This window comes from Flavobacterium sp., assembly GCF_027484705.1.
In the GTDB taxonomy this organism is placed as follows: domain Bacteria; phylum Bacteroidota; class Bacteroidia; order Flavobacteriales; family Flavobacteriaceae; genus Flavobacterium.
Genome location: NZ_JAIXSL010000007.1, coordinates 528,578 through 540,520, shown reverse-complemented (window position 1 = coordinate 540,520; position 11,943 = coordinate 528,578). Strand labels below are relative to the sequence as shown.

The window sequence follows — 11,943 nt, the reverse complement described above, 5'->3', positions numbered from 1 at the left end:
TTTTCGGTTCCGAACATGATCAAATCGACGCATTTGGATTATAAAGGAAATAAATACGGCAACGAAACCTCGCACTATTTCTTAACCGGAGGTTACGTTTTTGATTTGTCGGACAATGTGAAATTCAAACCTTTCGCGATGGTGAAAACCGCTTTTGGCGCTCCGGTGTCTTATGATATCTCGACGAATTTCCTGTTCAATGAGAAGTTTGAGGTTGGCGCCACTTACCGCAAGGAAGACAGTTTCGGCGCGATGGTGAATTATGCCATTAACCCGAACCTCAGAATCGGATATGCTTACGACCACATCATCTCGGATCTGAAAGTCACCACGCCATCATCTCACGAAGTCATTTTGTTATTCGACTTAAATTTCCCGAAAAAAGTATCACAATCACCTAGATATTTCTAAAATCAAAAGCAATCTGACATGAAAAATTTTTATATAGCATTTAGTTTTGTGATAGCCATTAATTCACTCAACGCACAGAATGCAGCTACGAAGAAGGCCGATAAATTGTTTAATCGTTACGAGTATGTTGACGCTGCTGAAGAGTATCTTAAGTTGGTAGATAAAGGCAAATCGGATGCATACGTTTATAAGCAACTGGCCGATACCTATTACAATATGTTCAACACCACTGAAGCTGCTAAATGGTATGCCAGAGCAGTTGAAACCAATCCAGATGCTGAAACGTATTATCGTTATGCGCAGATGCTTAAAGCGAATGGCAAATATGAAGAGTCGAACAAGCAAATGCAAAAATTTGCATCCATGGCTCCGAATGACCAAAGAGCAAAAACATTTAAAGAAAATCCGAATTACGTTCCTAAACTCCTTGACAAACAAAAAAGTTTTGACGTGAAATCTTTAGAAATCAGCAGCGACAAATCTGATTTCGGAGCAGTGTTGTATGACAATCAATTGTATTTTACGAGCGCCAGAAACGGTTCGCGTAAAGAATACGGTTGGAATGAAGAGCCTTATTTGGATATCTACAAAGCCGATTACAACATTGACGGGACAATAACCAATGCCACAACGGTAAAGGAGCTTAATTCCAAATACCACGATGGACCGGTTTCCATCAGTACAGATGGCAATACAGCCTATTTTTCAAGCGACAGTTTCCGCGAATCTTCTTTTGAAAAAGACAAAAAAAACAACCTTAAACTTGGAAAAAACAACCTTTTTGTAGTTACTAAAGAAAATGGAAAATGGGGTAGCGCGATTTCATTGCCATTCAACAGCAAAGAATATTCTACGAGTAATCCGAGTTTGAGCCGCGATGGTAAAACATTGTACTTTTCTTCCAACATGCCCGGAAGTATAGGCGGTGTCGATATCTGGAAAGTTGCAGTGAATGCTGACGGTACTTTCGGCATACCTGAAAATATGGGCGCTAAGATCAACACTGAAGGCAACGAAAGTTTTCCATTTATTGCCGATGACAACAGCACACTTTATTTTGCTTCAAGCGGGAGACCTGGTTTGGGTGGTTTGGATGTGTTTCAGATTGATTTGGCTAAAGGTACTACCGCAGTCAATGTTGGGAAACCAGTCAATACAGAAAAAGATGATTTCTCTTTTACATTCAACAAAGCTAAAAACCTTGGTTTCTTTTCGAGCAACCGTAACGGGAATGATGATATTTTCTCAGCAACACCTGTTTGTGGAACCGAAGTGTTTACGGTCGTAACCAATGCTAAAACAGGCGCTCTGTTGGCCAATGCCAGCGTATCCATTGTTGATGACAAGAAGAACGTAATCGCTACGAAAACAACCAACGAAAAAGGAGAAGTATCGTATGATGTTGAATGTGAAAAATCATACAGCATTCAGGCCTCTAAAGACGGATTTGAGAGCAATACTTTTGCGGTAACCAAGACTAAAGGCGGACAAACCAAAATTGATGCTGCTTTACAGCCAATCGATGTGATTGTAACAGAAACTGAAATCATACTCAACCCTATTTATTTTGAGTATGACAAAAGTAACATCACTCAGGAGGGTGCTTTTGAACTTGATAAGTTAGTTCAGGTCATGAAGAACAATGACAAATTGATGATTTTAGCCAAATCACACACAGATAACAGAGGAAGCGACACTTATAATTTAAGTTTATCTGACCGCAGAGCCAAATCAACAAGACAGTATATTATTTCGAAAGGAATTTCGGCTAGCAGAATTTCAGCGAAAGGAATGGGAGAAATTGAACCGAAAGTAGATTGTAAAGAAGCTTGTACAGAAGAACAGCATGCACAAAACAGACGTTCTGAATTCTTGATTGTGAAGTAACAAACCATACAGTATTAAAAGCCGGGTATTTATTACCCGGCTTTTTTATTTGATAGATTCAATGCTACCGAATGAAAATAGATTTGCGAACTCTTATGCTTTTGATGAATTATAAAAAGGTTGTTATCTAAAATTAATGACCATTCCAATACCAAGTTGTTTTCCATTATAAAAGGGCGTTATTATGCCTACTTCTTTTTTAGACTTAAATATGTGGCTTTTCATATAAGGAAGCACCCAATAGGCTACTTTGGTGCTTAAGATTCCTATTCCTGCACCCATGGCCACATCTGATAGCCAATGCCGTCCGTTGTATATTCTAAAGAAGCCTGTGCCAGTAGCAACCAAATAACCAGAAATCCCATACCATACACTAACGTCTTTATATTCCTGCCATAGAAATTCAGCGCCTGAAAATGCAGTTGCCGTATGTCCTGAAGGAAAAGAATTGTTGGCACTACCGTCTGGTCTTTCTATTTGTGTTATTGTCTTTAGACTCATAACAGAACCCGACATTAATACATACGAAGTCGCTAGAATGATCGATCGGTCTTTTAAGTTGTTTTTACCCTTGATACCAACATTATTCAAAACATAAACAGAAGCAGCTGGAAAGTATTGTGAAAAATCATCAATCGTAATCTTCTCGTCAATATTTTCTTTGAGCTCGTCCCTGATTTCGACGTTGATGAGTTTCAGATAGTCGCTTTCAATGGCCACAATTCCGTAGGTCATCAGCGCAGCAGGAATAATTAACTGTTTTGGGTTGAATTCCGGTCTACCTCCAGCATTTTTTTTTAGACTATCATTGACGGTAATTTTTTGTGCGGAAATAGAGCAGGATATTATAAAAGTGAGTACAATCGTTTTTTTCATGCGGAAGGTTTGAAGTGAATACAAATAGAGACAAATGAGGAGAGACTTTATTATCAAGACATTTAAGCGATGATTAAAGATAATACATTCAATTTGTTCTGCAGCAAAAATAAGGTTCTACAGGTCTTTTTAAAATCCAATACAGACTTTTTTACAGATTAAATGAATCTATAAGAAAAGAATAGTTGAAAAAAGGCAGTCAATAAAGATTCAATTCGAATCTAGAGTGGATTGAACCAAAAAAAAGCGCTTCAATTGAAGCGCTTTTTTATACTCTTAAGAGGTTTCCTTAATTGATGATGATATCATCAATATTACAATTGGTCGTGAGTAAACCAGGACCACTGATGTTACTTCCGGTATATTCAAAAATAACATAGCCGTTTCCAGTTAAATTTGTAGGGAAACTATAAGTTCCTGAAGAAACGAAACTAGTCGTATTCGCGGTAGGCAATGTGAAATTTGTAGTGATATCATATAAAGTAGCACTATTAATCTTTTGTCCCGGAACATAATCCGTCGAACGGTATACTTTCAATCCCAATCCTGTTGAGAAAAAATCAGCATCTACCATGAACGACATAGAATTGGCTGCTGTAAAGTTTACAGGAACAATAAAATAGCTTTTGTTGGATTGTAAATTGCCGCCAAACGAACTCATTTGAATGCATTGAGAATTGTTAACCGTTTTAGTAATCCAGCTTTTGCTACCTAAAGCATCAAAATTCAGATAGTTCACAAAGCCTTTCTGATTGGCTGCATAACTGGTAAAATTTTCATTTAAAGTACTGAAAAAAGTGTATGTTCTTGGATTCGTGAGCTTAATGTCGTTTTCATTTCTAACAAGAAATTGGAAATCCGAGCCGAATTTGGTCATTATCCCTCTGAGTATTCCTCTTCCTGAAGGGACTTTATGGTAGGCAAAAAGCGCAAAAGAACTTACTCTAAAAAAACGGGTTGTTCCTCCAGCAATATCTACAATATCATGATTGGTAGCACTACCTCCTGAATCGATATCAAAATAAGTTCTGGCTAACGAACCATCAGCAAACTGAACGTTGTTAATTTCAATCAGCGTGTTTAAGTTTGCGTTGGTTGCTGCCGAGGCCAATGATACTGTTCTCACCATATTGTCTTCAGCAATGATTGTTGAAGAAGGAAATAAGTAATTTTGCCACTCATTTTCAGAAATTCTTCCAATTCCACCTTCGAACAATGCGCCAATTTTAAGCGAACCATCGATCACGGCAGTGTACAAACCTTGCATTTTGATGTATACTTTTCTACCAGGTGTAAATCCTTTTACATAAGACGAAAAGTTAGCAGTAACACTAAATCCGATAGGTTGTGAACTATTGGTAGGAATGTTTTGAAAAGAAATTGTATTGTAGAAAGTTCCGGTTTCATCGCTTGAAGTTACATAAGCTTCTATAACATCATTGGCGGTATATTGAACAGCATTGCCCGTGTTGTTAAAAGCCACAATGTCGGCAACGGTTTTGTTTGCCGTTAGTTCGTAGGTTACAATGCCGGTATCCGGATTGTCCATATTTGAATCCTCTTTTACACAACTCGTACTCAATCCGAGTACAACAGAAAAGATCGCTAGTGATTTAATTATTCTTGTTTTCATAATTTTAGTAATATAATCGAATGTTGTCAATTTGATAGGTACAGTCTAGATTCTGATTCACTCCGGATCCTTTGTATTTGAAGGCAAAATGTAAGGTTCCTTTAAAGCCTGATAAATCAATAGCTCCTGAATTTACATATTCATAGAAATCATTAAAAACAGTAGGTGTTTTTGCTGGTATACTGACCCAGCTTGACTGGTTAAAGTTAGCAATATTTCCATCATAATCTGTTGAAACCATTAATTCCAGGGTATTGTCAGCGGATGATAAAAACGCATGTGCTGATTGAAATACAAGTGTTTCACCTTCTTGCTTATCCATGTCAAATGCAGGCGAGATCAACCAGGCAACATTTAAATCCTGACGTAAATTAGCCTGAGACTGAAATGCTGTAAATTGGGCATAACCATCACCTTTGAACACTTCTTCAGTAAATTTATACGTTCCGATTTGCGCATAATTAGTCCAACCCGGTGTGTCTAAAGTTGTTCCATCAGTGTTGTCTGTGAAGTTTTCAATAAACAGCGTTGTTTTGGTTTGTTTGTTTTCAACGTCGCTGTCTTGAGTACAAGCTGTAAAAGCAAGAACAGCAAGAAGCACAAAACTATATAAAGAGATTTTTTTCATTTTATTATACTATTAAAAATTAATATAAAGATTCAGGAAATAAGTTCTTCCAAACCCGTAAAAATACTTCGGACCAAACGAAGGTGTGTGTGCTACATAGCTTCCAGTAGTATCTAAGTGTGACACATCTTGATTCAATTGTCTGAAACTTGAATTTCTTGCTTGCTCAAAACCACCTGTTTTGTAGGTAATGTCAAAAACGTTGTTGATGCTCGCGAAGAAGCCAAAAGTTTGGCCGCCAACTTTCCATGATTTACCACCGGTAAGATTGACAAGTGTAAAGTCTTTAAATTTTTCTTGCTCCAACAATTGATCTACTCTTTCTTGTGTAGCTTCGAAAAATGGAGTTCCAGTTCCGCTAAAAGCTGGGTCCAACAAAAAAGCCTCTGTTCTTAAGATAGGAGCCACATCGATATAATTGTTTGCCAAATAGTTGGCATTCGCACCGATCCACCAAAATTTAGGATCTCTATATTCCAAACCAAAAGAGGCGGCGGTTTGAGGCATACCAGGCTGTCTGTAGTTTTTCAAATTTGCGGTTCCAAAATCTCGTACAGGGAACGTATTGGTAGCTGTGGCCTGATCATCAATATTCAATTGAACCGTTGGATTACTGTCATAAGTATATTCACCATAATTAGCAGCCAGTGATATTTTAATCGTTTTTGATAACTGGTATTCTAAACCTAATTCAGCACCAATGTTCTTTTTGTTTAGGCCGCTGATAGTTTCAGCTACGAAGGCGCTTTCTCCATTTCCGGTATCTCCATCATCAACAGCGTCCGCAAAGAAGAAGGAAGTTTCAGTAGACCCTTTTATGTAAGAATAAAATCCAGTAATTCTTCCTTTGAACTTAGGTGTTTTGATGATATAACTCGCATCAACACTTGATACTATTTCGCTTTTTAGATCACTGTAAACATTGTCGTTGACTCTGGCATTGGCATAGGTATTCCTCAAATTAGGAGCCTTTGTAGCATAATACCCATTAAGATCGATAAAGTTACGACCAGTGATTTTATAAGTCAAACCGCCTTTGAATCCGAAATTATCAAAAGAAATTTTATCGCTTTTACCATAAGAGTTGGTAGGGTAGTAACCGTTTTTGTATAACCCATCTCTTTGATAATAGGTTTTAGAATAGTTTTGTGCCATGTAAAAATCTACCTTTTTATAGGTAAATTTAAACTGTGTAAAGGCATCTGCAGTGGTAGCCAATAAATTATAGTTGTATCCGAATTTATCGCCTTCCAATATTCTTCTGTCTGGATTGTTCAAATCTGTTTGTTGTTGGTCACCGGCACCAAAAGTGTCGATGTCTAAGAAATAATTCCCGCCCATTAAGTCTAATAAATTCTGAAAGTTGTGAGATCTTAACTTGCGGAAAGTGACTCCTCCATTCATCATAACATTGTCGCTTAACTGTGAAGAAAGGATAGAATTTGCCGTAAATTGCTCATCATCGGTACGGTCTTCATATAAGATGTAGTAGCTGTTTCCGTTAGCGCTTCTTCTATTCGCATCATACAACTCGTTCCAGTTGATTTGTCGGTTCGTTAAGAATTTTGCTCTAGAAGCTTCTAAAGTATTGACAGTATTGTTACCGATGTAGTTTCCATTGTCATCAAATTGCGTGGTGTAAAAACTAGGTAAATTTCTGTAGTACGTAGGGTCTGGATTGTCTTGCCCTTGATAATCCAAACGGCTGTTTCCCACCTGACCTATTTGGTAGCTTAAGTTGGTGTTGAGGTTGGTTTTTGAGTTAAGTTTCCAGTAATGGCTCAGCATTAAGATAGGCTCTTCAACCTTTTTTACCCTTGAGTTTCTTTTCTCACCATTTTGCCAGCCCCAGTAAGAGTTATACTTAATCCCAGCGATGTCGGTTACTTCATCCGTATTTGGTGAGTTTTTCCCTCTGTAGTTTTGTGCATATATCGCAGTAAGGTTTAAAGAGTGTTTGTCGTTGAATTTTTTCTCCACACTGGCAAACAATGAATTTGCGCTATAGTCAGTTCCTTCAAAATAACCTTCAGTGGCCCATCTTCTTGAAGCAGAAACCACAAATGCCCAACCATCGGTATTCATGCCAGAAGCATGCGTCCCCATTGTTCTCCAGCTATAGTTAGTATTTGTCCCAGAAAAAGAAACTCTAGATCCTTTTCTGTATACGGAAGCCCGGGTGTTGATTTCCTGAGTTCCTAAAATACCGCCGAAAGTATAATCTGAAGGCGCAGAACCTGATGTAAATTCTTGGTTTCTTGTAGCGTCATTCAGACCTCCCCAGTTACTCCATTGAGGTCTTCCGTCATAAATTTTAGCCATGGAAACACCATTAATCATTGTTGTTCCATACTCATTATCCAGTCCGCGAATTCTGAAACGCGCTTGCCCCCAATTGAAGGCTGCAGCTTGTTGAAATACATCCCTACTTGCCTGTAGCAAGCCTGAAGTACTTTCAGAACCACTATTGTCATCACCCAAATCATTTTCTGTGATGGTAATTAAACTCAATTGTTGTTCTTGTGTTTGGTCTTCAACAAAAAGCACCAAACCCAAATCAAGCAATTTACCCCGTGTAATCTCAACCGGAATCATCTGATCCGTATAGCCTTGGGTTTTGATTTGCAACAATTGATTTCCTTCTGTTACTTCCTTAAAAGTAAATTTTCCGGCATTGTCGGTCAATTCTGTGTAAGGAGAGTTTAAAATGGCAACAACAACGTTTTGTAATGGTTTCTGCGTTTTCGAATCAACAACTTTCCCGGTAACTCCAGTCAATGTTTGTGCGAAACCAAAAAGCACCTGCATTACAAATAATGTACTAATAACAAGTTTTTTCATAGATAATATTAATTAATTCGTCTTTTCCTAAGAATAATTATTTCTTAACGGATGCAAATGTACCTATTAAATTAATATTAATTACTTTTACAGCCAAGTTTATGTTAAACTTGATTTTAAATTAATACAAACATCACATGAGAATTAAAAATGTTTTCGCTTTTATCGTAATGTTTTTTATCGTCGGAATCGCAACTTCGCAGGAAAAAAAAGCGGATAAAAAGTTTATTGTAAACACCGTAGCGTTCTACAATTTTGAAAATTTGTTTGACACAATCAATCAGGCAAACAACGATGAAGAATGGTTGCCAAGAGGTGCTCAAAACTGGACCTCAAAAAAATACCACCAAAAACTTGAAAATTTGGCGCGTGTTTTATCAGAAATCGGAACCAATGACACGAACCATAATGCTCCTGTACTGATAGGAGGTTGCGAAATAGAAAATCGAGGCGTTCTCGAAGATCTGATCAAACAGCCAAAATTAGCCGTCAACGATTATGGTATCGTACATTATGAATCCCCGGATAAAAGAGGTATCGACGTTGCTTTACTATATCAGAAAAAACATTTCAAACCCATGAGTTCTGTCAATGTTCCATTATTGATTTACAGAAACGAATCTAAGGAGAAAGACAAGGAAACAGAAGAAGACAAGCTTGATAAGGACAAGATTGAAGCCAAAACCGGAGAGCGTGTTTATACCCGTGACATTCTTTTGGTTACAGGTTTCCTCGACGGTGAAGAAGTCAATGTCATGGTTAACCACTGGCCATCGCGCTCAGGCGGTGAGAAAAAAAGCAGCCCGTTTCGAGAAGCAGCAGGAAGACTTGCCAGAAAAATCATGGATTCCATATATAAGGTAAACCCGAATGCTAAAATTATAGCGATGGGTGACTTAAACGACGGAACCTATAACAAAAGCGTCAAAGAAGGCATCGGCGCCAAACGCAAAAAAGAAGAAGTTAAAGAATTTGGCGTTTACAACCCATTCGAGCAAATGGCCAAAGACGGACATTGCACCTTATTCTATCGCGACGCCGGAGACATCTTCGATCAGATCATGGTTTCAGAAACCCTAATCAAAACCGATTATTCATCTTTCCGTTACTGGAAATCAGGTATCTACAACAAACCCTACATGATCACAACGGTCGGGCAGTATAAAGGGTATCCTTTAAGACACGGTGCCAACGAAGTCGGTTTTAGTGACCACTTTCCCGTATACATCTACCTTATAAAGGAAGCCAAATAGAAAACCAAAGGATAGTGTAAACTATCCTTTTTTATTTACCTTAGTATCCTCAATTTTTAACGCTATGGCAACCCTAAAACCATTCAATCTCAATCAGTGGATTGACGAAAACCGTCACCTGCTCAAACCGCCCGTGGGCAACAAAAGCGTTTATGTAGATTCCGAAGATTACATCGTCATGATCGTCGCCGGTCCTAACGCACGCAAAGATTACCATTACAACGAAACCGAAGAATTATTCTACCAGCTCGAAGGCACCGTCAAAGTCATCGTGCAGGAAAATGGCGAAAGAAAAGAAATGGAATTGCACGCCGGCGATATGTATTTGCATCCCGCCCGAATGCCACATTCACCCGTACGTTACGAAAACTCCATCGGCCTGGTCATCGAACGCAAACGCGCCGGAAAAGGATTCACCGACGGCCTGCTTTGGCACTGCGAGAACTGCAACCACAAACTCTACGAAGTCTTTTTCGAGCTTCACGATATCGAGAAGGATTTCCTGCCACACTACGAACATTTCTACAATTCCTTAGACTTGCGTACCTGCAAATCCTGTGGCACCGTCATGGAAACCGATCCGCGTTACACCAAGTAGTTTTTTCAGGAGCCGGGAACCTGCTATCCATTCTATCTTTTGTTCTGAACCCCAGAACAAAAGGATGCCATTCCTATCAGGGCTAGGGCAGCCCGTTTCCTAATTAATTGTCAATTATCAATTATCAATTATCAATTAATCCTTACTTTTGCCATCGCACACGAGCAAATTTATTTGCGAACTGACGAAGTAAAAGATATAATTAAGAATAAAACATACATTTATGACCACAACCATAGCAGAACAATTCGGTATGACCGAAGCTTTAAAACAACTCGGCATTCAGGCCATCAACGAAGGAACTTCGACAGGACAAAACCATTTCTCCTCAGGCGGCATTTTAGAATCCTATTCTCCAGTAGACGGACAACTAATCGCTTCAGTAAAAATGTCCACCGCTGCCGATTACGAAAAAGTAATGCAGGCCGCTACCGAAGCATTCAAAACCTTCCGATTAATGCCTGCGCCACAACGCGGGGAAATCGTACGCCAGTTCGGCGAAAAATTGCGCAAAAACAAAGAAGCCTTGGGCAAACTCGTTTCGTATGAAATGGGGAAATCATTGCAGGAAGGTTACGGAGAAGTTCAGGAAATGATCGACATCTGTGATTTCGCAGTTGGTTTGTCACGCCAGTTGCACGGTTTAACGATGCACTCGGAAAGACCAGGGCACAGAATGTACGAACAATACCATCCATTGGGAATCGTCGGAATCATTTCGGCGTTCAATTTCCCGGTAGCGGTTTGGGCCTGGAACACAGCTTTAGCCTGGATTTCAGGAGATGTTTGTGTCTGGAAACCATCCGAAAAAACACCATTGTGCGGAATCGCTTGTCAAAACATCATCGCTGAAGTATTAAAAGACAATAACCTTCCCGAAGGAATCTCTTGCCTAATCAACGGCGATTACAAAATAGGTGAATTGATGACAGCCGACAAACGCATTCCATTGGTTTCTGCTACAGGTTCAACCAGAATGGGGAAAATTGTAGCACAAGCTGTAGCCGGACGTTTAGGAAAATCTTTATTGGAATTAGGAGGAAACAACGCTATCATTGTCACTCCAGATGCCGACATCAAAATGACCGTCATCGGAGCAGTATTTGGAGCTGTAGGAACTGCCGGACAACGTTGCACGTCAACGCGTCGTCTGATTATCCACGAAAGCATTTACGATAAAGTAAGAGACGCCATTGTAGGCGCTTACAAACAATTGCGCATCGGGAATCCATTAGACCAGAACAACCATGTCGGACCACTAATCGATACGCACGCGGTTGAAATGTATAATAACGCCTTGACAAAAGTCGTGGCAGAAGGTGGAAAAATATTAGTGGAAGGCGGCGTGCTTTCTGGCGAAGGCTACGAAAGCGGTTGCTACGTAAAACCAGCGATTGCTGAAGCTCAAAATTCCTTCGAGATTGTTCAACACGAAACATTCGCACCGGTTTTATACCTGTTGAAATATTCAGGTGAAGTAGAAAATGCGATCGAACTTCAAAATGGCGTAGCGCAAGGATTGTCTTCAGCGATTATGACCAACAACCTGCGTGAAGCTGAAAGATTCCTTTCCGTTTCAGGTTCTGATTGTGGGATTGCGAATGTCAATATCGGAACTTCAGGAGCAGAAATCGGTGGTGCTTTCGGCGGCGAAAAAGAAACCGGCGGTGGCCGCGAATCAGGTTCTGATGCCTGGAAAATCTACATGAGAAGACAAACCAACACAATCAATTATACGACGAGCTTGCCTTTAGCGCAGGGAATCAAATTTGATTTGTAATCTTTGTAATTCTTAAGCATAAAAAAAGCGACTTTC

Annotated in this window: 9 protein-coding genes; 5 read left to right on the top strand and 4 right to left on the bottom strand. The window is 39.3% G+C overall.

What is annotated here, in order from left to right; all coding sequences use genetic code 11:
• Together Q0058_RS04450 and Q0058_RS04445 are read left to right on the top strand one after the other, a co-directional pair.
• On the top strand, positions 1–411 hold a 411-nt coding region (locus tag Q0058_RS04450; protein WP_298221530.1), incomplete at its 5' end, for a PorP/SprF family type IX secretion system membrane protein.
• An 18-nt stretch (positions 412–429) separates the two neighbouring features.
• Complete coding sequence (locus tag Q0058_RS04445) at positions 430–2,298, top strand: OmpA family protein (RefSeq protein ID WP_298221529.1); 1,869 nt, start codon at positions 430–432, stop codon at positions 2,296–2,298.
• A 123-nt stretch (positions 2,299–2,421) separates the two neighbouring features.
• Here the strand turns inward: Q0058_RS04445 and Q0058_RS04440 are convergent, their stop codons facing one another.
• The 4 genes from Q0058_RS04440 to Q0058_RS04425 form a co-directional block, all read right to left on the bottom strand.
• Positions 2,422–3,174 carry a phosphatase PAP2 family protein gene (locus Q0058_RS04440; RefSeq protein ID WP_298221528.1) on the bottom strand — a complete coding sequence of 251 codons (753 nt, stop codon included), beginning with the start codon at positions 3,172–3,174 and terminating at the stop codon, positions 2,422–2,424.
• 289 nt (positions 3,175–3,463) lie between these two features.
• A complete protein-coding gene (locus Q0058_RS04435; RefSeq protein ID WP_298221527.1) occupies positions 3,464–4,807 on the bottom strand; it encodes a DUF5689 domain-containing protein in 1,344 nt (447 codons plus the stop codon).
• Between the two features lie 4 nt (positions 4,808–4,811).
• Positions 4,812–5,435, bottom strand: a complete 624-nt coding sequence (locus tag Q0058_RS04430; RefSeq protein ID WP_298221526.1) for a choice-of-anchor J domain-containing protein — start codon at positions 5,433–5,435, stop codon at positions 4,812–4,814.
• A 12-nt stretch (positions 5,436–5,447) separates the two neighbouring features.
• On the bottom strand, positions 5,448–8,276 hold the full coding sequence (locus Q0058_RS04425; protein WP_298221525.1) for a carboxypeptidase-like regulatory domain-containing protein: 2,829 nt from the start codon (positions 8,274–8,276) through the stop codon (positions 5,448–5,450).
• A 137-nt stretch (positions 8,277–8,413) separates the two neighbouring features.
• On the opposite strand from Q0058_RS04425, the gene Q0058_RS04420 reads away from it, so the two are divergent.
• The 3 genes from Q0058_RS04420 (at position 8,414) to Q0058_RS04410 (ending at position 11,907) form a co-directional block, all read left to right on the top strand.
• Positions 8,414–9,529, top strand: coding sequence for an endonuclease/exonuclease/phosphatase family protein (locus Q0058_RS04420; protein ID WP_298221524.1), 1,116 nt, complete (start codon positions 8,414–8,416; stop codon positions 9,527–9,529).
• 64 nt (positions 9,530–9,593) lie between these two features.
• Positions 9,594–10,127 carry a 3-hydroxyanthranilate 3,4-dioxygenase gene (locus Q0058_RS04415; RefSeq protein WP_298221523.1) on the top strand — a complete coding sequence of 178 codons (534 nt, stop codon included), beginning with the start codon at positions 9,594–9,596 and terminating at the stop codon, positions 10,125–10,127.
• A 223-nt stretch (positions 10,128–10,350) separates the two neighbouring features.
• Positions 10,351–11,907 (top strand): aldehyde dehydrogenase family protein, encoded by a 1,557-nt coding sequence (locus tag Q0058_RS04410; protein ID WP_298221522.1) that lies wholly within the window; start codon positions 10,351–10,353, stop codon positions 11,905–11,907.
• Positions 11,908–11,943: the final 36 nt, after the last annotated feature.

Coding starts and splice junctions, on each gene's coding strand:
- Q0058_RS04435 (WP_298221527.1), bottom strand. CDS start 4,807: ATGAAAACAAGAATAATTAAATCACTAGCGATCTTTTCTGTTGTACTC.
- Q0058_RS04445 (WP_298221529.1), top strand. CDS start 430: ATGAAAAATTTTTATATAGCATTTAGTTTTGTGATAGCCATTAATTCA.
- Q0058_RS04420 (WP_298221524.1), top strand. CDS start 8,414: ATGAGAATTAAAAATGTTTTCGCTTTTATCGTAATGTTTTTTATCGTC.
- Q0058_RS04425 (WP_298221525.1), bottom strand. CDS start 8,276: ATGAAAAAACTTGTTATTAGTACATTATTTGTAATGCAGGTGCTTTTT.
- Q0058_RS04410 (WP_298221522.1), top strand. CDS start 10,351: ATGACCACAACCATAGCAGAACAATTCGGTATGACCGAAGCTTTAAAA.
- Q0058_RS04440 (WP_298221528.1), bottom strand. CDS start 3,174: ATGAAAAAAACGATTGTACTCACTTTTATAATATCCTGCTCTATTTCC.
- Q0058_RS04415 (WP_298221523.1), top strand. CDS start 9,594: ATGGCAACCCTAAAACCATTCAATCTCAATCAGTGGATTGACGAAAAC.
- Q0058_RS04430 (WP_298221526.1), bottom strand. CDS start 5,435: ATGAAAAAAATCTCTTTATATAGTTTTGTGCTTCTTGCTGTTCTTGCT.